A 24,442-nucleotide genomic window follows, 5' to 3' on the forward strand; every position below is an offset into this window, starting at 1 on the left:
TAAATAATGGATGTTGCAAAAAAAGTAAAAAAAATTTGCCCTTTGAAATTTAGTACCTTTACTTGATCATCGAGATTTAAATGCTGTAAGGGCTTGTCTCTAAATCAAATTGTTTTCCTTAAAGTACCTTGTAGGCTTGACCCAAGGTAGTTTACTTTATACTAAATTTACTGCATTTACGAGAGTTTGTGTTAAAAGTACTCATAGATAAAAATAATTTTTGGAATCAAATAAAGAACATAAAAAAGTTATCAAAGGGATTAATCCTGCGTTTGCAAAAGGAACTATTAAGAAGGAGAAACCCAGTCTTGATGTGATGCTTCTTGCTCAAGAAATTATTGCGGGGAATCATACGGCATTATCCAAAGGGATTACGCTAGTAGAAAGTACCGTGGTCAAACATCAAGAGCAAGCACAACTACTCATAGAAAAATGTCTCCCGCATGCAAATCAATCGATACGTATTGGAATTACAGGGGTCCCTGGGGTAGGAAAAAGTACCTTTATTGAATCTTTTGGGAGTTATCTGACTACACTCGGTAAAAAGGTGGCTGTACTCGCTGTAGATCCGTCGAGTTCGCTTTCTCACGGAAGTATTCTAGGAGATAAAACGAGAATGGATACGTTGTCTCAGAACAAAAATGCCTTTATCAGACCCTCAGCTTCTGGAGATTCCCTAGGAGGTGTGGCCCGTAAAACACGCGAGGCTATTATTTTATGTGAAGCTGCCGGTTTTGATACGATTATTATAGAAACGGTGGGTGTTGGGCAAAGTGAAACTGTGGTGCACTCTATGGTGGATTTCTTTTTATTATTAAAATTGGCAGGAGCTGGTGATGAATTGCAAGGCATCAAACGAGGGATTATTGAGATGGCAGATGCGATTGTGATTAATAAAGCCGATGGAGAAAATGAAAAACCTGCGAGGCTGGCTAAGGCCGCTTTCGCGAAAGCGTTACACTTATATCCCCCAAAAGATAGTCAATGGACACCTAAGGTACGTACATGCAGTGCATTAAAACACAAAGGAATTTCAGAGATTTGGGAGCTTATTGTTTCTTATAAAGACCTTACGCAAGAGAATAGATATTTTACCAGAAAACGCCACGAGCAGAATACCTATTGGTTATTACAGACGATTGAAAATAGTTTGAAAGAGAATTTTTATAGAGATCCACACGTAAAGAAACGATTGCCTATCCTTTTAGAACAGTTATCAAAAAATAGGATTTCACCATTTAGTGCAGCACGGGAATTATTATCACTGAAGAAAGAATAAAAATGTATTAAATTCTAGACCAAGTTCTAGACATTAAAAATCGACCCAAGGGTTGAAGCATTAAAGCATAAATCCCGCTTTCAGCGGGATTAGTTCAACTACCTATTTTGTATGCGTCTTTCAGACTTTACAAAATAGTGTTTTACTAAAAAATAAATGGCTCGCAGTTTGCGAGCCATTGTATATTTAAGCGGTATCTGGACGTCCTTTGAGACGCTTTTCTATCTTACGTTTTTTTTCTGTAAGCCTCTTCATCATATCCATCAGCTCTGGTTCTTTTGTTTCCTTGTAAATGTCATTAATTGCTAAAATAAGTCGCTTTGCTTCTCTGGAAGCTACCACACGATCACTTGTAGACATATGACTCATTTTGGAATTTTCAAAAGCTTCCGCTTCAGTTAAAATATCCATACTTGTATTTGTTTGTTGCATATTATTTGTAAGTGGGTAAATGTAAATAAACAAAGTTTATTAGACAAAAAAGATTCATTGATTATATTTATGTTAACATTTTGTTTATATAGCACTTTATTTATCACAGGCCTAAATTAAGCATTAAATATCTAAATATTAGTCATTTATATAGTTTTTTAACATTTTTATACGCGCAGAAAATAACTGTTTTATTTTTATTTTTACTGTCTTAAAGTAGTCTTTTTTAGAGATTACATAAGATTTACTACCCATTTTGTTTAGGAAACAAGTCTCTAAAACGACTTAAATCCTATTTCTTTTTAAACAAAATAGAATAAAAATCATTCAGAAATCTACTATTGAATAGGAAGATATCGATTCTTTTTATGAAGTTTTTTTCACAAAAAGATAGTACCCATTTACCAATAAAATAGCAATATTGGTAATTATAATTGGAATACTCATCAGTAAGAATCCGTAGATTATAAAAAGCGTACACCCTATAGAATTTACAATTCTAAGTTGCCTAATATCTTTTCTAAAGAAGGATAGGAGCACAAATAAACTAGCTAGGTATCCCACAACTTCCACTGAATTAAATTCCATCGTCTTGCTTTTTTTTAGGAGCAAAGCTAAGGATATAAAGTGTATCTCTAGTTTTAATTACCCGATTCAAATATCACCTTTTGAATCAGCGCTGCTTTATATCGCTTTTCTGATCACCTAAATGTAGACGCAAAAATAATATCAACTATATTTTTTCTTAATACCGTCACATAGTTATTATATTTATACCTCACAGATCCCTAATATTAATACTTTACAGATACTAAATAGTTATGAGAAATACACTATCCATTTTATTACTTTTGCTTAGCTTTTCTTGTGTCAGCCAAGAAGAAAAAGGAATTTATATCATTGATGTTCAATCTGTAAAAACAGATATCATTGGCAAAGATGTACAGCTAGTTGATGTGCGATCTGAGGAGGAATACAACAAAGGGCATATAGATGATGCCATCAATATAAATATCGCAGATAAAGAAAGGTTTACCGCAGAAATTCAAAAATTAGACAAGACAAAGCCTGTGTATATTTATTGTCATTCAGGAGTGAGAAGTCATCGTGCAAGTAAGCTTATACAGGAATTAGGCTTTACAACCATCTATGATTTTACGGGCGGATGGAGTGTTTGGAGTCAAAACTAAAACAATACATGAGCATGAAGTTTACTAGTGATTATTGGGAGAATAGATATCAAGAAAACACCGCTCGTTGGGACTTAGGAGTTATCTCTACACCCATAAAAGAATATATAGATCAATTGGATAACAAGGAGATTAAAATAGGAATTCCTGGCGGTGGAAATTCTTATGAGGCGGAGTATTTGTTTAAAAATGGATTTTCAAATGTATATGTGATCGATATTGCGGCATTGCCTCTTCAAAATATTCAAAAAAGAATTCCTGATTTTCCAAAAAACCAACTTCTTCAAAAAGATTTTTTTGATGTAGCGCTACCTTTTGATCTTATTATAGAACAAACTTTTTTTTGTGCTCTTGATCCTACGTTGAGACCCGCTTACGCGAAAAAAATGCATAGTTTACTCACACCACAAGGAAAAATAACAGGATTATTATTCAATGTACCATTGTACAAAGATCATCCTCCTTTTGGAGGAAATACTGAGGAATATAAGAAGTTATTTGAACCTTACTTTGATATTGAGATCATGCAGACGGCCACCAACTCGGTCGAGAGCAGATCTGGGAGAGAACTATTTATAAAAATGAATAAAAAACAGTTGGTTTGATTTCTAAAGCACTAGATACCTATTTCCCTAAACTAGTGACCATGCCGGCGCTCAAGCAGGATATTATGGCTATAAGCACCATGGTTACCCTTGATGCTGGGACGGTTATCTTAAAACAGGGAGCCTATGTAAAGGTGATCCCATTACTTATTTCAGGCTTGGCAAAAGTCTTTAAAGAAGATGAAGACGGGCACGAAGTCCTTTTGTATTATATCAAACCAGGAGAAAGCTGTGTAATGTCTGTACTAAGTATGTCTCGCAATGGATCAAGTCAAGTCAAAGCTATTATTGAAGAAAAGGCAGAAATTGTAGTCATACCTGTTGATAAGGTAATGGTAATTGCAAAAAAATACCCAAAGTGGAATGAGTTTATATATGATCTTTTTAACATCAAGTTTGAGGAACTCCTCACCGTTATTCAGATTCTTACATTTTCCAACAAAGACATCCGATTGTTGGAGTATTTAAAAAAAGAAGTTGTCTTAAAGAAGAATACTGTTTTACATACCACACACCAACAAATAGCGATTGAGCTTGGATCTTCTAGAGAAGTTATATCCAGATTACTTAAAAAGCTGGAAAATGAAGGTGCAATTATCTTAAAACAAGGTAGTATTGAGGTTTTGTAAAAACAATTTAAAATATCCAGAATAACATTCAATTTATATCTTGTAACATATGTCACAAGAATTGAGAACCTCCCTTTTTATATTTGTTGTAGTAAGATTTTCATCTCATGAAAAAAGGAATAAAACTGTTGTTGGTCTGCATGATATGTGCCACCCTATTTACAGTAGCCTACTTTATGATAGAAAATAAATAACAAATACATAGAATATTATGGAAAAGAATATGGGAACTATAGATCGTGTTGTGAGATTTGTCATTGCTATTGTTGTAGGTGTGTTATACTGGCAAAACGTTATTGAAGGAACCTTAGCATATATCTTGCTAGCTGCAGCTGCTATATTTCTTCTCACTAGTTTTATTAGTTTTTGCCCTTTGTATGCAGCTGTAGGTTTAAAAACATTTAAAGAATCTCCCAAAGATCAAGAATAACAAGAGTAATACTACTTTTTGGTACATCATACTGGATACCCTGTATGATAACATAAGCTTTTGGCGTATCTTGTTTGTATGAAACGTTCCAAAGCTGATATCATTTATGTTTTGATACAATTTGTGTTGTTTATCTTATTTATTCTTGAAATAGCTCAATTAAGGTTTGTGCTTCCTGATATCGTTTCTACTGTAGGAATTATAGGGGTTTTTATAGGTTTTATAATCATTCTTATTTCTTTGCTTCAACTCAACAAGTATCTCTCCCCTTTTCCTTCCCCAAAACCAGGGTCATCTCTTATTCAAAATGGGCTGTACAAATACATACGTCATCCCATGTATACTGGAATTTTGATGCTTCTTTTAGGGTATAGCATCTATGTAAGCTCTGGATATAAACTCTTAGTCACTTTTCTTCTGTTTGTACTGTTTACCTTCAAATCTCGTTATGAAGAAGAGAGATTAGCAGGTAGTTTCAAAGGATATTCAGGTTATAAGAAAAAGACAGGGCGTTTCTTTCCCAAAATAAAGGTTTAAGGGTTCTTTTATACGCTTTCGCGAAAGCGCATATATTATGAAACCAATACAGGCTAGATACAAACAAAAAAAACTCACACCTATAAACTCCTAGTTGTAGGAATTTATAGGTGTGAGTTTTACTATAATGACATATTGTAGTTTAAAACATATACATATATACTACCTTAATGTCTAACGGTACTTTAATTACTTAATTTATAATTGTAATTAAAACAAAGCCCTACAGTCCTGATGTAATTGCCAATATTAAATATCAAATAATAGCTTTCATAGGAATTAATTTTGATTCACCTATTTTTAAAATGCCATTTTTAAATTTTTAATAGTATTTATTGTTATTGGATTTTTCTTATAATTCTTAGATTAAAGCTTAAAAATTATTCAATGTAATCACAAATCTTATCTACACTCTGCGTGATAAGGTTGAGTCCTACATGTTACTTCAGTCTCGTGCACTAATATTGAATCAGCTACTTTTACTTGAGCTCCTCCTCTTATGTTTCGTTGAACTAGCTTAGATACCTTCGTTTTTTCTAAGTTTAGTTTTTTTAGATTCTTTTTTTTCATGATAATACTATTTATAGTTTACTATTGTAGTTAACATTTTAAGTCTATAACTACTTTAGACTTCTATTTATAAATTCGCATTAACAATTAAGCCCAACTTGATTAATATCAATGTGTTATTCTTAAATTGCAACGTCATTTCTCATATAAATTAATTGTGTAAAGTTGTGTGTTTGGTTCTAACCCTATAACAAAGTGTTATATCGTTTTTCACTAGCATTCGAAAGTTCTTTGAATTCCTAATGATACACTCCTTCTATATTTGAAGGCATGAGTTTTAAGCTTTCGCGAAAGCGAACACCTATTCATTAATAGAGGAATAACGCCTACACATTATTATTTGATAATAGTGTGTAGGCTCTTAGGAATGGAACTATTTACACGTATGTATATTAAAACACCACGTGCATTTCTTGAGCCATTTTTAATTTACTTTTTGAGGTAATGGAGCAATACTTATTGTCCATTTTAAAGCTTTTTGTATACCAAGTATCATCTTCATACTTGGTAGATTCTTTGCGTATCTCTATATCTGTAAGAGGGATAGACATTCCTTTACCTACTGCTTTTATTACAGATTCTTTTTTGGTCCAGTACTCATAAAATTTATCCAGCCCTTGAGCTTTGATATCTTTTAACTCATCTTTTGTAAATACATCTTTAAACAGGTCAAATTCGATATCATTAATTTCTTCAATATCCACACCTATTTCTTCTTTACTAAAAACACATACCACCGTATTACCGCTATGAGAAATATTAAAGTTAAAATTACTGTCTACCATGTATGGTTTCCCATAAGTATCTTTGAGGATTTTTTCAAACATAAAAGCATTATATCCAAATAGATATGACCCCATGTATATCATAAGCTTTCCAAATAGACAATTATAGCGGTCATCCCACCTTCTATATTTGAGTACCTCTTTCTTAAATTTTTGAGGTAAAAATTCTAAGTACTCTTTTAAAATACTTTGATCCATGTCATTATCCGAAGAATACTGAAATAAATAATACTCATCTTCTCTCAAATCTATCTGAGGGATGGATTTAAAATCACTAAAAGCTACGTTGTATGTTGTGTTTTGTGTGATCATGATAAATAGGTGTAAAAAACCTTCTCATAAAGAATATCTCTTTACAGTAGGGTTTTGTATTAAACTTTTCAAATTGTTATGTTTCTTTTTCAATACTGATTTACATCAATAATGAAAATATGCTACAGCGTATTCTTGTGAAGATTACCTGTATATTCAAAGTCTATTTTTATTATTTTGGTCTCGTTACAAGGGTATGTAACTGTTATTATTGTGGTGAGGTTGTTAAAGTAAATTATTGATATAAGCTCTTTCTATTTCCATATACTGAATTAGTGTTGTTATATCATAAATACAATTACTCATCTTAAGTTTGATGAGGATTTTTTTAAGTGTTTTTTTAATTTTTATACTTGCGTCTGTATGTCCAAATTGTCCTTTAGACTTCTGCACTGCCACAAGAACAAAAGCAAAATTCCAAAGTAATTGAGTAAACTTAAAAGAACTCGATTTGTCTAGTAGTATATTATTAATCTTTTTAAAGTTACCCTCATCATCTATTAATACTAAAAAATGGTTTCCTAAAATATTAATATGATCTTGTTTAATCTCTAAAGCTTTTGGAATTATGTCTCTTACTATAATTTCTGGTGCATATTCTAATTCTACATTCATAGTATTATGGTTTATTAAATTAGACTTTTATGATAAGGAGATCATTTTGAATAAGTATCTTAAAAAAAGGCCAGATATCATAAAATAATATCTAAGCGAATTGAAATAATTATACCCAATGTATTTCTTCTCTTATACTTATTTTGATTGTATTTACCATTGGTAAAAATTTGTTTGTCAGGGTTACATAAATTTCTCTTGAGCTAAGTTTTACATCTATTGTTTAGGATGCGTATACCGATGTATTTTTTAAGGGGCATTGTATTTCTTTAGACGCAGACTCCAAAGTTAACTTTCCTTGTTTGATGAGACTTAATTTACGTCCACATAGAGCTCCAAATTGAGCACACTTACATTTTGGTTTATTTTTTTCCATGTCGATTTGTTTTGAATTGTTAAAAATGTTCTTGTGTAAAAGAAAGGATCTTAAGTCCTAGTAAGCGACTCATAGGAGTGTATTTTCTTACTAAAAGGATACCTGTAGGGTTCGCTTTCGCGAAAGCGTATTAATGAAACACATCATAGTATATAATATGCTGGCTATTTCATTTATAAAAATATGTGTATTGTGGTTTCTCAACCAATGCTAATAATTAGGTATAGCATCAAGATCCTTTATTTTACATTAAGATTGATTGGATTTAAATAGGATGCATTAATTATCATAGAATACTTAACATATATGTGTTTGGCAATTTGTATTACATCCCGTTTGCGCTTGATCACTTTGTGTTGCAAAGTCCATGAGTCCGCCCATAATTTTGATCTTACTAAGCTTAGAAATGACGTGTTTTCTTAGTGTAAGTTTAAATGTTTTATTTGCTTTCATAAGATATTTGTTACTGTTATTATGTATTGTCACTAGACTAGCTTTTAACAATAGCTAGAGTGACAGCTTCTATTTTCACCTGTATACCCCATATCATTTTCTGGATCTAATGGTACATTACCTGCGGTGATAGTAAGGCTATGCAATCTTGTAATAGTTTGCTTCTCAAGAGAGAGTATTGTTAATTTATTTGTTTTCATGATAATTTAATTTTAGTTATGAATGAAAATTGATTTGTTTTAACACTTAATTATATCTGGTAATGATCCACAGGCACATGAGCAAGAATAGTCTATGTTTTCAGGCTTATATATAGGATTTACACCTCCTTGGATATGCCTTTGTATTAATTTTGAAATTGTCATCTTTTCAAAATTAATCTGCTTGTTTCTAAATTGTTTATTTTCCATTTTTTTAGTTTTTAAATTTTTAAATTTTACTTTATCATTTTTAAACTATTTAAAGCCCATCAAGAAATCAAGCTATCAATCTATTGCTATAAGTATTGATAGCGCAACCTTAATTAACATTGAGTGATCTAATTATCCTGGTACACAACCGCGACACACATGTGTTTTTTTGAGGATTACAATTAATTGATTCATCATTATTTACTCCTCCTTTAAGTGAGCTTAAGCATAACCTAGAGATTATGGTTATTTCTAAATTAAGGTCTAGGTTTTTATTTTTTATGTTTCATGATGGTTAATAAGTATACGTTCCTTGAACATTGGACACCTATCAAGGCTTAGGTACTATTCTAACTGAGTTACAGTAATTATTAATTTGATTTTCGCTCTCAATTTTCTATACAATTGAGAGCATTATTAAATATAATTGTCTAACCACTTAAAGCGTTATGCCATGTGCAGATACAGCTTTCACCTGCTTGTGTGGGTCTCACGTTTACAAGATCAGTAGTGCCTTCATCTGCGCCACCTTTAACTGATGTTTGCTTTAATCTTGAAATGGTTACTTTCTCTAGATTGAGCCCTAGATTTTTTAATTTTCTGTTTTCCATCTTGTATATTATTTTTAATTATTATTCCTTGAACAATTATGGTCCATCAAGGTTTAAACACTATAAATTATTTGGTTTTAGTTATTAGAATTTATAATACTACTGTCTTGTAACTAGCTTAAAGAAAAAATTATAGGTACATGAATAGTTCGCTCTTTTTTAGATTTTAAGAAGCATGCCTTGTATGTCTGTAGGCATGGGGTTCTTAATTTCTAAAAGCGCTAGTTATTTATGAAATAGAGTGGATGAGTTTTGTAAATAGAATGACTCTTCTTATGAAAGAAGAAATCATATAGTCAAGTATCAGAATAGACTTAAAAGATAGTATGCCATGAATTATTTACACTTCTTCCAAAGTTCTTTTCACAGTTATAGAAGAAAGCATAGTTCCTAACTTATACCCTACTAAGAAAAGTATTGCAACGTTTAATGCATTAAAAATAGGAAAGATTAAGTATAAAGAATAATCTGGCAATCCAAAGCTATTGAAAACAGGCCCCATGTATAAAACGCGTGATTTGTACATAAAAAATACAATTATGAAAACTATAAATGTCAAAAGAAAGCTTTTCAAAAAGACACTCTTGTTTGGCATATAAAAAGAAGCTACTAATCCCACTAAAATAGTACTTAGCACCAGAACAGTATAATTAGGTATTACAAATTGCAATCCAATAATGATTATATATGGTAAGTAGTTAAATAGATGTTTCATGAGTTGATTTTTAGATATGTTTATTATTTACTTAATATGACCCATTTACGAGAGCATAAGGAGTCATACACTCTTTGATATAGTCTCTTTCCTCTTCTATATACTTCATTACTGTTTTAACATCATCGTAGGTGTCACTTTTTTCAAGATTATAAATCGATGTTATTAAAAGCTTTACCACTCTTCCTCTTAATTCTAATGCATCAAATTGATCATTAGATTTTTGAAACTTCTTATTCAAAAAATTTAAACTCCATAGTAAATAGTTGAGTCTTGAAGATGTTTTCTCGTCAAGGCTAAGGTTATTAATTTTTACAAGATCCCCTCTTTCATCTACCAATAATGGGAATCCAATTCCAAGTATATGAATACGGTTTTTTTCTATTTTTAATACCTCTGTAATGTTATTGCCTAGGATGTGATTTGATAAAAATTCTAAATTACTATTCATGATTTCTAAGTTTTAGTTTATACTTTGATTTTCGCTCATTACTAGTGTTGAATATTTATAGTACTGGATACTAGAAATTCTTTTTAGTATTGACTTTATGAAGTACAGCTCTAATGAGAGCTATTCCTTTTATTTGAAGGATATTATATTCTCAATATTTTTTAATTGATTAGGCTTTTTTTCAAATTGAGTTTCTTTATGCTTACCATCTCTCCATAATTGCAATTGATCTTTATAATGAATGGAATTTACATGACCGCTTTGTCCTCCTGCAAGAACAGTGTATGCTTTTACTTGATCTTTTTTCATATGATACACTGCTCGGTACACTGGGTGAATGCTTCCTGTATTTAGGTTTATAGTATTTGTATTACCGCTTGCATCATGTATCTCTTCTCCGAGCCCTGGTATAGATAGTATATTGTCAATACTAAAATTTGATATCTCACTATAGGTAGTGTCTTCCCATTGATTCCCAAAACGTTTGGTTAATATCGAATCTGCTTTTGTCAAAATAACATTTACTTGTTCTTGTTTAGAAATGCGTCCTGATAATTGGTATTGATCATCTTTAAGGTATTTTACATACTGTTTAAATGATGGAACGAGTTTTACTTTAAGTTGCCTCTGTGCAAATTTTTGAGATTCAATAATAGTCATGACTCTTACAGATTCATATACCAAAGCTTCTTTACTATTAGAACTCATTGTACCATCCCATTGATTTAGAAGAGCAACAATCTTGGTATTTTCTTTATTGATTTTATACTTTTCTAATAAGCCCTTAAAATCATTGAATGAAAGATCTACTTGATCAGATTGCATTTTCTGAATCTCTTCTAGTCCCCAGTTATCATTATTTTCTAATAGCTTATATATTCTCTCTACTCTATAGTCATCTTTTAATCCATGTTGACCAAAATAGATGTCATTTTGTATAGGTTGTTGATTTGCTGAGAGTAAAAACTTTTTATCTGGATTATATGTTTTCCATAGTGTATCTATAGATTTTATTTGAGTATATGTTAATGAGCCGTCTAGTAGGCCTCCTCTATAATTTTGTCCTCTATCTGGTAGTTTTCCAGCACAAACAATCCCAATATTATCTTCGACATCACTGTATATAAAATTTTGAGGTGGGTACCCATAATCTTGTAAGGCGCTTGTAAAATTATCCCAATTTTGACTCTTCATCATTTTATACATCGATTCAATGGAGTAGCTCTTATTGGAGGCATACCAATGCTGTGCATAATATTGATCACCCTCTTTAATTACCTTACCCTGTACTGTATTGTTTTGAGTCATTATAAAATCATCATACCCCTTTATTTTGATTGTGTATTGCTTTTTCTCAAATGGAACCCACTGTCCTTCATAATAATAGGCATTATCATCTTTTACTTTTAAATGATACCTATCTATAAGATCCCACTCACCATTCGTAATACCCCAAGAGATAGCATCATTGTGCCCACTCACTATGACGGGTACTCCAGGGATAGAAAATCCATAAACATTTAAAGATCCATATATCAAGTGAGCTTCGTAAAACGCTTCTGGAAGTGATAATAATAAATGAGGATCATTAGCTAGCATTGTAGCTTGATTATTTGTTTTTGTTTTACTAACTGCCCAATTATTACTTCCTACACCTTTCTCAAATTTATTTGGACTCAAAAACTCGTTTACATTATTTTGTGCGACAACTTTTTCTAAATACTTTTTTGTAATTGTATCCTGAACTGCAATATGAGTAGAAGGCAAAATTGTTTTTAGACCTTCAGGCTGCATTGGATAGAAGTAGTTTTTTTCTTCTTGAGATAATGTTGTTATCATTTCCTGATGCATCACATGTTGATCAAAATAGGTAAGTGTATAACTCATATACCAAGTCACTAACAATGAATATTGAGGTTCCCATATTGTAGGCTTTTCTCCAATAGCCCTATAAAGAGGATCTATACTCTTACTCGTTGTTAGATATTCATTAACTCCAGCTGCATACGCCAGCAAATATTCATAAAATTCTGGAGATTTTTCTTTATATGTTTCTAATAACTCTTCTGACTTGCGTTCAAATTCATAAGGTTTCCAAAAACGATCAGAACCTAAGGTCTTATCTGACAAAATCTCAGACATACGCCCTTGTACTGTTCTAGTTATTAATTCCATCTGGAAGTACCTATCTTTTGCGTGCATAAACCCTAATCCAAAAGCAGCATCATTTTGATTGTCACTATAAATGTGAGGAATCCCTAGATCATCTACATATATATTAGGCTTATAATCACTCTCATAATTATTGATCCCATTTTCTTCTATTGGAACAGATAATAATCCTGTTTTATAAGAAAGTAACTCTCCTACAGAATTAAACGGTTTGAGTTGGTAGTTTGTGGTATATATCCACACAATGCATAACACTAAAACAAGTGCTGTTTTTACTAGTTTCATGGGTATCTAATTAAGAATTAATAAAAAGCCCGTTTTATGATGATCATAAAATATAACCATCATAAAATACTCAATAAAAGTTTTATGAATTTCTGGCTCTTGAAAATTTTAAAATGTAAGTATAATGGTATAACTTAACCCATAGACATTGGGCTGAACATAGGTTCTAATTCTTTTTTCTGGAATTCTACAAGTGTCCCGTATTCCATTTTTAACAAACGATCGGCTTGATCATAGTACTTATCATCGTGGGTAATTGCAATGATCGTTTTGTCATGTTCTCTTACAATTTCTGGGATGATTTCTGTGTAAAATTTATGTCTAAAATAAGGGTCTTGATCTGCTGCCCATTCATCTAAAACCAATATCGGTCTATCTTCAATTAGTGAACTAATTAATGCTAGACGTTTTCTTTGTCCTGTGGATAGATCAATACTAGAAAATTTACCGTCTTTTAATGTTACCTTTTCTTCCATCTCAAATAATCTGAGGAAATAGTTTACTTTTTTTATATCTACATTTTCGATTCCGTAAAAGTCATCAAAAAGATAAAAATCACTGAATACAGGAGAAAATAATTCTTTAATACCATCTATATCTTCTTCAGAAACCACTTGATCATTTATATAGGCATTGCCTTTATCTAAATCATATAATCTTAAAACCGTATTAATAAAAGTGGTTTTTCCAGCACCGTTACCGCCATGAATAAAGATCACGTCATTTCTATTTATATTTAAGTTGATTGGACCTACAGAAAATTTATCTTTTCCATAAGAAAAAGAATAATCCCTCAACCCAAATACATTAAAATCATGAAATTTTCTTTTTTCTTTTTCCTCAATTCCATCATTATATTCCATTTGTTTAAGGTCATTTTTTAATTTATTCATTTTACCTAATGAAACCTTTGCTTGGTTCATAGAAGGCATAAGTGTCATCACACTCACAATAGGACCTAATAAGTATAATAATATAAGTACAAAACCTATGATTACATCAATAGGGAGTTCTAATAAGCTACCCGAATAAATAAGAACAAATGTAATCAGACCATAAAAAAGAATTTGGCTTACCAACTCACTATTCACATAATGAACAAATGCTTTTGTATATGTTTTTTCTCCTTTATCTACAATCCCAACAAGCTTGTCATTATAAATATCAAACCCTTTGTCTAGATTTATATTAATCTCTTTTGCTCCATCTATGATACTATTAAAAGTATTCATAAAATCGCTTTCTAACTCTCTTGCTTGTTTTAGTAATTTGTCACTTTTACGTGATCTAAGAAGATAGATACCCACTCCTATAGCAATGATACCTATACTTAATCCAAATAGGCTTAATGATAGATATGCCATATACACAAAGCAGGCAATAATTAATATAATAGATGAGAAAAATGTAATCACAGATAATGATGCATTTGTGATACTATGCACATCTGAAGTCAATGTCGCATAAATCTGATCTTTAGACTCTTGTAAATTTCTATACGGGGCTTTAATTACAAGCTTCATAACATCCTTTCTCATGTTGCAAAAAATTTTTTGTGATAAGCTAATAACCCCTCCAGAAAGCCATCTTCTAGTTATAAAGAAAACTACAATAGCTCCTATAAACATATATAAATAATTACCATTTTGGGGGATTTCTGGGTTTATAGACATACTGATAACCTTGTTTATTACAGTAATAAAAGCAAAGCCAGACATCCCAGATATAATCGCTAATATCGAATATCCTACAATTGATTTTATAGGAATCATTTTCGATTTACTCAATTCTATTAAGTCATTTTTCATTTGTAAATAATTTATGTGGTTATATAATATTTTTGTTTGTTTTCCGCTTTCGCGAAAGCGTTATTAGTCTACACTACATATAGATGTAGTATAGATTATTGTTGTTTTAATAAATAGAAGATTGTATTCCTTTTATTTTTGATTAATAAAGGGAATATGATTACAGCACTCACTTAGCGACTTGTTACGAGATACTGATTGGGGATAGATCAACTGATTTCTGATCGATAAGAATAGTAATATTATGTATGTAAGCAACTATAAAACAAAAGGTTGTAGTTGTTCTTCATAACAGTTTTTTATGATATCCGAAAGCTCTTTACATTGCTCGTATATAAAGAAGTGATTACCCTCTAGTATTTTATATTTAAAGCTTGAGAGCGTAAATCGCCTCCAGTTGTCAATTTGAGCACTTGTTTTTTCTTCAGTACCCATAATAGCATATATAGGGACTTGTAATTGTATACCTTCTTCGGAATAATCGTCTTTTTCTAGTACTTCAAAGTCTGATCTCATGATAGGCATAAAGAAAGAGTACAGTTCTTCATTCAACAGGACTTCTTCAGGAACACCTCCTAACTCTCGTAACTCCTCTTTAAACTCTTTATCATTCATTAGGTAGCGCTTCTTTTTTTGTTTCTCTGGATCATCCTCATCATAAGAGACTCCAGGACCTGCATTACCAGAAACAATCAAGTATAAAGGTTGATCTCCTAATTTTTGCATTTTATGAGCTACAGACAAACCCAATGTAGCCCCCATACTGTGTCCATAAATGCAATATGGAGCCTTATTTCTCATAAGTGTAATTTGCCTCACATAGTCTTGAATTGTTTCTTTCTTTGTCTTGAGAGCTGGTTCTTCAAACCGCTTACCTCTTCCTGGTAATTCTAAAGGTATTACCTGTACATCTTTAGATATATATTGTTTTAAAAAATCAAATGAATATATACTTCCGCCAGCAAAGTGTAATAAAAATAACTGTATCATTTTGTGATTTTAATTTAGTTAATAAATTCTTTTACAATGCTGTTTTATTACATTCAAAATAGCATTTAAGCAGTGTCTTTAGTTGCCGCTTCTTCCTTTCTCTTCTTGATTACCCACAGCTCGTTCTCTTACATTAATTTTATTATTTCCGAAACTATAAGATAAGGATAATCTTAAAAATCTACTGCTATTATTTTCATTATATACTTGTGTTACACCGTTTACGTTTGATGTAAAATCTCTAAGGAAAGCTGAGTTAAAAACATCATTTACGAGTAGGGTTACTTGTAGATCTTTATTAAGAAAACTTTTACTCAAACCTATATTTAGACCAGACATATATCCAAATTCATAAAGACCTCTTTCATAAGAAGAGCTGTACATATAATCTACCTGTAGTTTTGTAGTACCTCCTAGTGAGAATGTATTATTTGTTGAGAAAAATAATTGTGCACTGTTTATTGGTGTTGCATTAATACCGTTTTCAAATTGAGTATCAGACCCCAGCACGTAAAGTAAATTACGGCTCTTCCACCAAGACGTCCATTTATTAGTATAATTTGTCCCTAGACCAAAATAATACTCTTTAAAATAGTTTTGCTTTGTAATAATTTGAGTGTTATCATCTGTGTTTGCAGCAAATACAACTCCAAAACCATCGGTTGCTACATTTAGGAAAGCATTAATTCTTAACTTTCTTTTAAAAACATAAGTGAAATCAAAATTATCACTAAAAGATGGCTGTAAAAAAGGATTACCTTCAGAAAAACTTGTACTATTAATATATACTCTAAAAGGATTAAGATCTACAAAACTTGGCCTGTTAATTCTTTTTCCATAATTAAAATTAAAACCATGATTATCGCTTTTTTGATAAGAAAGGTAGACTGTAGGAAATAATTTTACATAATCATTTTCAGTAGTTTGATTTAATGTTCTTGAAAATCCTTTTGTCTGTGTATTTTCCAATCTAAGACCAACTTGAGCGCTAAGTTTTTTATTTATATTTTTAGACCCACTCACATAAATCGCTTGATTATTTTCTTCGTATTCAAACGTATTAGATTGATTAGTATCTAGAATTGGTGTTCCAGAAGTAGTATTAAAAAACTCTATATCACTTTCACTATTTATAAAACTAATTTTACCTCCATAAGATAAATTCACAAACTCTAATGGATGCTCTATATCTACAATCGTACTAAAATTAGTTATGTCTTGATCTGATGCGTTTATTGCTGATAAATCTGTATCGATTAACTGAAAATCCGGAGTGAAGTTCTGAGCTAGAAAGGTATTACTTGTTTTAGAATTAAAATCAAAATAATCAACATCAACAGATATTTCTCTTCCTAAAGTATCTAGTTTTGTAATTGTATGAACATTGTATGAGTTACCTCTATTTTCCCTATCCTTAAATCCATCTGTAATTAAAAAAGACTCAATTTGATTTGATGTATTATTAATAGCTATATTATTTAAAAATGCTCCATCTGGAGTACTATAATTTCCTGAATATTGTGCTCCAATTGTAGTATTATCACTAACATCATAATCTAAAGTAACGCGTCCAGTAACATTATCTCTTTTTTCTTTTTCATCTCCTTTTAATATCCAAGGACCTGTTGGGAAAAATATATCTAGATCACCTTGATTTCTTACATCTCCTGTTCTAGCACTAGTACTTAAAGAAAGTCTAAACTTATTTTTATCATAAAAAAAGTTATTGCGTAGTGTATAAAAATTAAAGGTGTTTTGATCATAAACTAAAGAAGTAGTATTCTTCCAAGAATCTCGAACCCCCTTTTTAAGATTTATATTAATGAGTCCTCCATCTCCAGCTGCATCATATTTTGCAGGAGGGTTTGTGATGATTTCTACACTTTTAATATCACTAGCTGAAATAGAATTTAAATAGTTTGTTAAATCATCTCCCGATAGTTCTACAATTCGTCCATTAATCATAATTCGTGAAGATCCTTTTCCTAACAGACTAATATTACCATTTTGAACAACTAGACCTGGCGCTACATTAAGAACACTCATAGCATCACCTCCAGTTGCAGAAATGTTATTATCCACATTAAAGACTAATCGATCTGCCTTATATTCTATCATCTTTCTTTGTCCAGTAACAATTACCTCATCAAGCCCCTCAGAGGCAGGAATTATAATAATATCCTCAACTTTCATATCTGACTGAATATCAATTTTTTTCGTCCAAGTTTCGTAGCCTAAAAAACTTACAGTCAATTCATATTCTCCAGATGGAACAACTATAGAAAAAGCTCCTAGTTCATCACTGACAGTGCCTCCTTTTAATTCTTGAGAATTATCTCTAAGAATTACATTTGCAAATGCAATACTAACTCCTGTATCTTTTTCTTTAATAACTCCTTGAAGTGTATTTTGAGAAAAACTAAAGAAGGGTAATAGAGACACTATTATTAAAAAGCTTATTTTTTTCATGACTTATATTTTACATTATTTATTTATTAAAATTCTAATTCGCTAACACTAATGTGATAGTTGTCGAATCATATTTGGTATAAAATCTTTCACCTTTAATAGGCTCTTTTTATATTTATCATAGATTTTTTTATCACACATCAATTCGAGTTGAATTCCATTCTTCTTTATCACACAACTTAGATCCAAATAAAGATCTCTTTTGAGCTTACAATCGACTATACTGAAATTCTGAAATTCGCTTTCTCTAAAAACACCATCCATTTGCTTTATATTTATAAATCCCTTCTCATAAGAGTCTATATCTATAGTGGTTCGTATTAAAACATCCTTCCGAATAATTTCATAAGGAATAGATTGATGTTGACGAGCATTTAGATATTCTAATTGTACAGTACTACATAGATCAGCACTTGTGTTCTGAACAAGTTTTATAGGTATCACATTATTAACAACTCCTAAAACACTTGCAGTATCAATAACATCTGTAAAAGATTCTCTACCGTTAACCAAAACAAATTGCATACTTGCTTTATTGCTAGAGCACTCTTGTAATAGGACCTGATGATACGCCATGAATAAACAAGCGATTGGCACTCTCAGTTTCTTAGACAATCTTTCAATATCTTTAGCTTCAGATGTAGCTATTAATAATGTTTGTTTAACTCCATTATTTATCTGAGGTTTTTTACTTTTTTGAATATCTAACACAGGTATATCTCCAAGGTAATCAAGCCAAAAATCACGAGATTTAACTCCTTGTATAGATGCTAAATATTCATGTTGCCAACTACTGTAGTGAAAATTTGAGATGTTTTTGCCTCGTCTAGATACAGCGCCTTCATTTATAAATTGTTCTAATGCTTGATTGAAAACGAGGTCTGTATGTAAGTCTGCTAATGCATGACTTATTGCTACAACTAATAAATCTTCTTGAATATTTTTTGAATCTTTAATGACAAATAATCTTATTAATTCGCCTTCAAAAAATTCATATTCTCTTTCTGAAACTTTATTTATATACTCTTTTACTAAAATCTCATTAGAAAGATCAAGCTTTTCATAATCAATATGTAATGGCAATTTATCTAGTGTCAAATATTCTTGATATATTTTATCTCCTTCATTTGTAAATTGTAAATGAAGTTCTGGAAAATGACCAAGAAAGCCCCTAAAGTGATTGTCTAACTCTTCTTTGGTACTTGAAGGAATAGTAAAAGGACCTAAAATCGCTTGAGAGTCCTTATATCTCATCATGTATCTTTGGTTTTCAGATATCTGAACCTTATCTCCTACTTTCCATTTCTTACCTAATAAAGAATGATATTCACAAGAATTTAGTGTTTTATTTGTAGTTAGCTCTCTTTGAATATTAGCAAGTAATATTGTTATTGCTTCTATATCTGTAGCAGTAAGTAAATGCTCTGCTTTTATATCAAAGCCTATGCTTTTTAATTCAAATAATAACTGGATTAATTTTATAGAATCACCCCCTATATCATAAAAATTATCTTTTAGACTCACCCGTTCTCTCTGGAGGACTTTTTCACATAGAGAGACTATTTCTTTTTCCAGGTCATTTCTTGGAACGATAAACTCTATTCCATTATCTGTTTCTGTAATATCAATTTTAGATAATGCTGTCTTATTTACTTTACCATTAGATGTAAGTGGAATTTCATCCAATTGAATAAAATAGGATGGAATCATATATGTAGGTAATCTTTTTAACAGATACCCTCTAATAGAAGCAACATCTTGTTTTTCATCAGCTACTACATAAGCGATAATTTTTGTTTCTCCTGTTTCAAGCTCTTTTGCGAGAACAACCGATTCTTTGATATCTTTATAAGATTGTAATTGATACTCTACTTCTCCTAACTCTACTCGATTACCGAATATCTTAACCATATCATCTTTACGACCTACACATTCTATATTACCATCGGTCCATCTTCTGCCTAAATCTCCTGTCTTATAAAGTTTTTCTCCTTTAACAAATGGGCTCTCAATAAACTTATTTGCTATACCTTCATTTTCATTAACATATCCTGCTGAAACACACTCGCCACTAATACATATTTCTCCTATTACACCTACTGGAAGAATGTTTAAATAATTATCCAGTATATATACTTTTACATTTTCGATAGGTTTCCCTATCAAAATATTATCACTTGTCGTTACTATATTACTAGAATAATTTATGCTTTCTAATGAAGCTGCGATTCCCTTTTGTTCTTCAAGCATTATTTTTAAATCCTCAATAGTGGTATAAGGATTCATAAATACTGTTCTAAAAACAAGATTTCTAATTGTATTTTCAGTTTTTTTGATTTGTGTATAAGAAACAAAGGTGTTTCCTCTCTTAAATTGTTCTTGTTGTATCTTACGATTTAATTCATTTATAACTTCTAACTCACTATCTGTAAAGGTTTCTGTATTTCTATATTTTACAGGTATATATCTATACAAAACAATGTTCAAATCTGGTTTATACAATAACCTAAAAGATGGGTCTTCATTGATAAGTCTTGCGAATTCTTGAGCTGTATTGTAATTATATCTTATTACTTGAGCGAAACCATTTTTACCAAAAATTTTAAATGCTGCGTGTAAGAGTAAACACATGAAATTACGTGATCCTTCAACGGTATATTTCCCTAAATCATAACTGCCTTTTCTTGCCTGATAATGGGTGTTATTTTCTGAAGATTCAACAAAAGAAGGGTCTTTAAATAGACAAATACTTAATCCTATTGGGATATATAATTGTTTGTGGGCACATACGGAAACAGAGTTAGCTAACTGAATACCGTCTAGTTTTTTAGCTATTTCGTCATCCATCATAAAACTACCTCCAAAAGCAGCATCTACATGATAATGTATATTGTGCTCTTTTGCGATCTCTCCTATCGTTACTAAAGGGTCTATGTTTCCTGACTCAGTTGTCCCTCCAATTCCTACGATTCCTAAAACAAGTGTTTTATTATCTCTAAGTGTTTTTATTAAAGTTGATATTTCTTCTCTTATCGTTGCTGTATCCTTATTTTCATAATCTAGCTCTACAAAAGATTTTGTACCTAAGCCCAATAACTTTAGTGCTTTCCCAAAAGAATAATGACACCATCTAGACCCCAACAAAACAACATCCTGATATCCATAAAAATCTAATGCTTTAATAAGCCCCTCTTTAGAGATGCCATCAAATCCGTCTGTGGCTTTTAATAAATTATTAAGTGTATAATTAAGAGCCATAATATTAGACATAGTGCCGCCATTGGTAATAACTCCTAAAGCATCATCTGGTGCTTGAACATACTTTTTATAAAAAGCTTCTTCATTTTTATATATCAGATTATGAAAAATCCCTATCACTTGCTTTTCTACCAATGTAGAAATCATAGAAGTTTCAATCTTAACTTGATTTTGATTTAGTATAGTAACTAAGGAGTTAAGCTCTCTGAAAATGTCAGGAATCAAACTTGTCATGTGCCCTACATAAGAAGGAACTCCTACATTTACAACATTAGGTAAAAGGTCTGATTTCAGGAATGTAATATATTCTTCTACATTTAACTGAGAATTAAAATCTACATTCTTAAAATGTTCTTGTTTTACAAGACTATCAAAAGGATCAGAAATAATCCTATTTGAATTATCATGAGTCGTTATTAATTGTTCAATTTCATTTTTTATAGAACAATCAAATAGATTGAACTTCTTAAATTTATTATACTCATTGTAAGTATCATAGTATGTAGCATCTGCTGTTACCTCGGTAGATCCATAGATATTTAACAGCCTCACATTACTACTTCGTAAACTATTATAAAATTTTTCAACATCACTTTTCTTTAATGCTTCTCCACTACTAATCCAAAGATGTAAGTTTTGAAGTTTTTCTCTACATAATTCTGGATGCTTTATCAATTCTCTTAATAGAGAGGGAACAAGTACTATTCTAGACACCTTATCTTTATGTAGGCTATCTACAAATTTTTGAATAGAAAGAATCTCTTCTTTTTTATAAAAAACTAAAGGAATTCCTTTTAATAAGGGACCATAAAATTCCCAGATATGATCTACAAATCCTATTGACGTTTTTGCACAACATACTTCATCTTCTTGAAATGGATAATTTTTCCACATCCAGTGTAATCGATTATTAACACTACTTGATTTTAATAAAACACCTTTAGGCATTCCTGACGATCCAGAAGTATAAATAATAAACTCTATATTACTTTTCTTCGATAGATTTATGTTAGTAGACGTAAACTCATACGAATCCATCTGAGTTAAAGTGGCTTGATTTATAACCGCTACACTTTTACTATCCTTTTCTATATATTGAATTCTTTCAGATGGAGTTTTAGGATCTACAGGAACATAGATGGCTCCATTTTTTTTAACGGCTAACAATACCGCCATTAACTGATAGTTATGTGATAATGAAACGATGACTTTATCATCATTTTTTACATCTAATACGTCATATAAATAACTTGCATACCTATCTGAAAGATCATTTAGATCTTTATATGTTAAGTCTTTACCTCCATTAATAATAGCGATTGCATTTGGAGTTTCATTTACCTGATCTTCAAATAGCTCTATTATTGATTTTTCAGTTGGAAATGCTACTTTGGTTTCGTTAAACGTAATTAAAAGTTCTTTTTCTTCAGAATCTGAAAGATAATTGAGATTTCTAATCTTTTCTTTAGGGTATTTTAGGATATCAGTAAGAATACATTTGAAATGGGTTAAGAATTGTTCTATCGTTTCTTTTACATATATATCTGTATTAAATGTAACTTCCACCGAAAGATACTCGCCTATTTCTTCAAAAGTAAAACAAAGGTCATACTTACTTACGGTTTCTTTGTGATCTATAATTGCATCTAAATTTTCTATATTAATTTCCTTTCCACCTTCAATAGTTACTATATTTTGTAAAATAACCATCACATCAAAAATGGGATTTCGACTATTATCTCTTTTTAAATTGAGATCTTCCACAAGGCGATCAAATGGATACTGTTGATGTTCATACGCTTTAAAAGTGTTATCCTTAATTTTATCAAATAATTCTTCAAAACTTTCTTCTTGTGAGACCTCATTTCTTAATGCGATTGTATTCACATAAAAACCTATTTGATTTTCTAGTTCTATATGATCTCTTCCTGCAGTAGGGCTTCCTATCACAAAATCATTTTGAGATGTATACTTAGAAAATAAAGTATTCATTATCGCTAGTAAACCTATAAAAAGACTTCCTTCTTTTTCTTTACAAAACTTCTTTAAATCACTTGTTAATTCTTTTGAAATAATAGTTTCTAAACTCCATCCATTACTAGTCTTTATTAATGGGCGTTTTTTTTGAGAAGGCAAATCCAATAATGGTATTTCCGTTGAAAATTGATTTAACCAATATTCACTATGCTTTTTTGATGCTTGACTTTCTAATTGTTCTTGTTGCCAAGCTGTATACTCTTTATATTGAATTCTTAAAGGGGCTAATTGGGGAACTGTGTTTAAACAATAGCCTTCATAGTAATCTAATACATCATTGGTCAAAACTTTCATTGACCAACCATCACTAATTATATGATGCATATTATAATAAAACACAAAAGTATCTTCAGAAGCTTTCAAAATTGCCACCCTTAATAGAGGACCATTTTCAAGATCAAAAGCGGTCTTCGTATCTCTATCTATATACTGTTGGATTCTTAATTCTTTATCAGAAAATTCACTAAAATCCTCATGATTAATTGAAAAATCAAACGCTTCTATTGGCAATATCATCTGTCTTACTTCACCACTTTTCTCTTCTTTAAAAACAGTACGTAAAATTTCATGTCTTTTAATAACACTATTAATTGCTTTTTCAAAGTTTTGTATATCACAACCACCTGTCAATACCGTTTGAGAAGGCATATTATATGCTATAGATTGATCTTCAAATTGACTTAAAATCCATAAACGACGTTGTGCTGATGACAAGGGATAATGCTCTTGTTTATCTATTGATTTTATATCAAAATAAGCACCATTATCAGACTTATGTACTTTTACAAAATCAATAAGTGCATCCTTGTGTAATTTAATTTCTTCTATCAAAGAAGTATCTATAACACCTTTAGCAGCTTGAATATCTAACCTATCGTTGATGATGTCCATTTTTACATCTAAAGTTCTTAACTTATTTATTAACGTATCTATCATAATACAAACTGTTATGTTGAATTAATTTTAATATATTTTATGAAATTCTTGTATTACACAAGATTATACACACATCATTCTAAAAAT

19 protein-coding genes are annotated in these 24,442 nt (G+C 30.8%); 6 read left to right on the forward strand and 13 right to left on the reverse strand.

The features are described 5' to 3' along the window. The first annotated feature begins 220 nt into the window (after nucleotides 1-220). Entirely contained in the window at nucleotides 221-1,279 is a 1,059-nt protein-coding gene (meaB, locus tag ACFO3O_RS13635; RefSeq protein WP_379979721.1) for a methylmalonyl Co-A mutase-associated GTPase MeaB, read from the forward strand. Nucleotides 1,280-1,465: 186 nt separating this feature from the next. Here meaB and ACFO3O_RS13640 read toward each other — a convergent pair whose 3' ends face one another. Both ACFO3O_RS13640 and ACFO3O_RS13645 read right to left on the reverse strand, forming a co-directional pair. Further along, the gene (locus ACFO3O_RS13640) at nucleotides 1,466-1,690 is read right to left on the reverse strand and encodes a hypothetical protein (RefSeq protein WP_299210617.1); all 225 of its coding nucleotides are present in this window, start codon (nucleotides 1,688-1,690) and stop codon (nucleotides 1,466-1,468) included. 387 nt (nucleotides 1,691-2,077) lie between these two features. After that, nucleotides 2,078-2,299: a uroporphyrinogen decarboxylase gene (locus ACFO3O_RS13645; protein WP_465251765.1), complete on the reverse strand. Its 222-nt coding sequence runs from the start codon at nucleotides 2,297-2,299 to the stop codon at nucleotides 2,078-2,080. Between the two features lie 233 nt (nucleotides 2,300-2,532). On the opposite strand from ACFO3O_RS13645, the gene ACFO3O_RS13650 reads away from it, so the two are divergent. The 5 genes from ACFO3O_RS13650 (at nucleotide 2,533) to ACFO3O_RS13670 (ending at nucleotide 5,102) form a co-directional block, all read left to right on the forward strand. Then, the gene (locus tag ACFO3O_RS13650) at nucleotides 2,533-2,901 is read left to right on the forward strand and encodes a rhodanese-like domain-containing protein (protein ID WP_379979723.1); all 369 of its coding nucleotides are present in this window, start codon (nucleotides 2,533-2,535) and stop codon (nucleotides 2,899-2,901) included. A 14-nt stretch (nucleotides 2,902-2,915) separates the two neighbouring features. Continuing rightward, a complete protein-coding gene (locus ACFO3O_RS13655; protein WP_379979725.1) occupies nucleotides 2,916-3,506 on the forward strand; it encodes a class I SAM-dependent methyltransferase in 591 nt (196 codons plus the stop codon). Next, nucleotides 3,503-4,135 (forward strand): Crp/Fnr family transcriptional regulator, encoded by a 633-nt coding sequence (locus ACFO3O_RS13660; RefSeq protein ID WP_379979727.1) that lies wholly within the window; start codon nucleotides 3,503-3,505, stop codon nucleotides 4,133-4,135. Before ACFO3O_RS13655 ends, ACFO3O_RS13660 begins: the two co-directional genes overlap by 4 nt. Before the next feature lie 211 nt (nucleotides 4,136-4,346). Then, entirely contained in the window at nucleotides 4,347-4,565 is a 219-nt protein-coding gene (locus tag ACFO3O_RS13665) for a YgaP family membrane protein (RefSeq protein ID WP_379979729.1), read from the forward strand. Between the two features lie 78 nt (nucleotides 4,566-4,643). Continuing rightward, the gene (locus ACFO3O_RS13670) at nucleotides 4,644-5,102 is read left to right on the forward strand and encodes a methyltransferase family protein (RefSeq protein WP_379979731.1); all 459 of its coding nucleotides are present in this window, start codon (nucleotides 4,644-4,646) and stop codon (nucleotides 5,100-5,102) included. 962 nt (nucleotides 5,103-6,064) lie between these two features. Here the strand turns inward: ACFO3O_RS13670 and ACFO3O_RS13675 are convergent. The 11 genes from ACFO3O_RS13675 to ACFO3O_RS13725 all read right to left on the reverse strand — a co-directional run bounded on the left by ACFO3O_RS13675 (nucleotide 6,065) and on the right by ACFO3O_RS13725 (nucleotide 24,355). Beyond that, nucleotides 6,065-6,769, reverse strand: coding sequence for a 4'-phosphopantetheinyl transferase family protein (locus ACFO3O_RS13675; protein WP_379979733.1), 705 nt, complete (start codon nucleotides 6,767-6,769; stop codon nucleotides 6,065-6,067). 225 nt (nucleotides 6,770-6,994) lie between these two features. Next, a complete protein-coding gene (locus tag ACFO3O_RS13680) occupies nucleotides 6,995-7,384 on the reverse strand; it encodes a hypothetical protein (protein WP_379979735.1) in 390 nt (129 codons plus the stop codon). An 873-nt stretch (nucleotides 7,385-8,257) separates the two neighbouring features. Then, nucleotides 8,258-8,413, reverse strand: coding sequence for a hypothetical protein (locus ACFO3O_RS13685; protein WP_379979737.1), 156 nt, complete (start codon nucleotides 8,411-8,413; stop codon nucleotides 8,258-8,260). Nucleotides 8,414-9,054: 641 nt separating this feature from the next. Further along, nucleotides 9,055-9,234, reverse strand: coding sequence for a hypothetical protein (locus ACFO3O_RS13690; RefSeq protein ID WP_379979738.1), 180 nt, complete (start codon nucleotides 9,232-9,234; stop codon nucleotides 9,055-9,057). Between the two features lie 340 nt (nucleotides 9,235-9,574). Further along, nucleotides 9,575-9,949 carry a hypothetical protein gene (locus ACFO3O_RS13695; protein ID WP_379979740.1) on the reverse strand — a complete coding sequence of 125 codons (375 nt, stop codon included), beginning with the start codon at nucleotides 9,947-9,949 and terminating at the stop codon, nucleotides 9,575-9,577. Nucleotides 9,950-9,980: 31 nt separating this feature from the next. Beyond that, nucleotides 9,981-10,400, reverse strand: a complete 420-nt coding sequence (locus ACFO3O_RS13700) for a hypothetical protein (protein WP_379979742.1) — start codon at nucleotides 10,398-10,400, stop codon at nucleotides 9,981-9,983. Between the two features lie 129 nt (nucleotides 10,401-10,529). Next, complete coding sequence (locus tag ACFO3O_RS13705; protein ID WP_379979744.1) at nucleotides 10,530-12,857, reverse strand: penicillin acylase family protein; 2,328 nt, start codon at nucleotides 12,855-12,857, stop codon at nucleotides 10,530-10,532. A gap of 134 nt (nucleotides 12,858-12,991) precedes the next feature. Beyond that, the gene (locus ACFO3O_RS13710; protein ID WP_379979746.1) at nucleotides 12,992-14,665 is read right to left on the reverse strand and encodes a cyclic peptide export ABC transporter; all 1,674 of its coding nucleotides are present in this window, start codon (nucleotides 14,663-14,665) and stop codon (nucleotides 12,992-12,994) included. Nucleotides 14,666-14,923: 258 nt separating this feature from the next. Next, complete coding sequence (locus tag ACFO3O_RS13715; protein ID WP_379979748.1) at nucleotides 14,924-15,655, reverse strand: thioesterase II family protein; 732 nt, start codon at nucleotides 15,653-15,655, stop codon at nucleotides 14,924-14,926. Between the two features lie 78 nt (nucleotides 15,656-15,733). Then, entirely contained in the window at nucleotides 15,734-18,124 is a 2,391-nt protein-coding gene (locus ACFO3O_RS13720) for a TonB-dependent receptor domain-containing protein (protein ID WP_379979750.1), read from the reverse strand. Between the two features lie 48 nt (nucleotides 18,125-18,172). Continuing rightward, nucleotides 18,173-24,355, reverse strand: coding sequence for a condensation domain-containing protein (locus tag ACFO3O_RS13725; RefSeq protein WP_379979752.1), 6,183 nt, complete (start codon nucleotides 24,353-24,355; stop codon nucleotides 18,173-18,175). Nucleotides 24,356-24,442 lie beyond the last annotated feature (87 nt).

The sequence above is a fragment of the Dokdonia ponticola genome (assembly GCF_042653865.1).
Classification (GTDB): domain Bacteria; phylum Bacteroidota; class Bacteroidia; order Flavobacteriales; family Flavobacteriaceae; genus Dokdonia; species Dokdonia ponticola.

Excerpts from the sequence above, each read along its gene's own strand:
- ACFO3O_RS13690 (WP_379979738.1), bottom strand. The coding sequence starts at position 9,234 with ATGGAAAACAGAAAATTAAAAAATCTAGGGCTCAATCTAGAGAAAGTA.
- ACFO3O_RS13715 (WP_379979748.1), bottom strand. The coding sequence starts at position 15,655 with ATGATACAGTTATTTTTATTACACTTTGCTGGCGGAAGTATATATTCA.
- ACFO3O_RS13695 (WP_379979740.1), bottom strand. The coding sequence starts at position 9,949 with ATGAAACATCTATTTAACTACTTACCATATATAATCATTATTGGATTG.
- ACFO3O_RS13650 (WP_379979723.1), top strand. The coding sequence starts at position 2,533 with ATGAGAAATACACTATCCATTTTATTACTTTTGCTTAGCTTTTCTTGT.
- ACFO3O_RS13675 (WP_379979733.1), bottom strand. The coding sequence starts at position 6,769 with ATGATCACACAAAACACAACATACAACGTAGCTTTTAGTGATTTTAAA.
- ACFO3O_RS13680 (WP_379979735.1), bottom strand. The coding sequence starts at position 7,384 with ATGAATGTAGAATTAGAATATGCACCAGAAATTATAGTAAGAGACATA.
- ACFO3O_RS13720 (WP_379979750.1), bottom strand. The coding sequence starts at position 18,124 with ATGAAAAAAATAAGCTTTTTAATAATAGTGTCTCTATTACCCTTCTTT.
- ACFO3O_RS13725 (WP_379979752.1), bottom strand. The coding sequence starts at position 24,355 with ATGATAGATACGTTAATAAATAAGTTAAGAACTTTAGATGTAAAAATG.
- ACFO3O_RS13710 (WP_379979746.1), bottom strand. The coding sequence starts at position 14,665 with ATGAAAAATGACTTAATAGAATTGAGTAAATCGAAAATGATTCCTATA.
- ACFO3O_RS13645 (WP_465251765.1), bottom strand. The coding sequence starts at position 2,299 with ATGGAATTTAATTCAGTGGAAGTTGTGGGATACCTAGCTAGTTTATTT.
- ACFO3O_RS13640 (WP_299210617.1), bottom strand. The coding sequence starts at position 1,690 with ATGGATATTTTAACTGAAGCGGAAGCTTTTGAAAATTCCAAAATGAGT.
- ACFO3O_RS13655 (WP_379979725.1), top strand. The coding sequence starts at position 2,916 with ATGAAGTTTACTAGTGATTATTGGGAGAATAGATATCAAGAAAACACC.
- ACFO3O_RS13670 (WP_379979731.1), top strand. The coding sequence starts at position 4,644 with ATGAAACGTTCCAAAGCTGATATCATTTATGTTTTGATACAATTTGTG.
- ACFO3O_RS13700 (WP_379979742.1), bottom strand. The coding sequence starts at position 10,400 with ATGAATAGTAATTTAGAATTTTTATCAAATCACATCCTAGGCAATAAC.
- ACFO3O_RS13685 (WP_379979737.1), bottom strand. The coding sequence starts at position 8,413 with ATGAAAACAAATAAATTAACAATACTCTCTCTTGAGAAGCAAACTATT.
- ACFO3O_RS13665 (WP_379979729.1), top strand. The coding sequence starts at position 4,347 with ATGGAAAAGAATATGGGAACTATAGATCGTGTTGTGAGATTTGTCATT.
- ACFO3O_RS13705 (WP_379979744.1), bottom strand. The coding sequence starts at position 12,857 with ATGAAACTAGTAAAAACAGCACTTGTTTTAGTGTTATGCATTGTGTGG.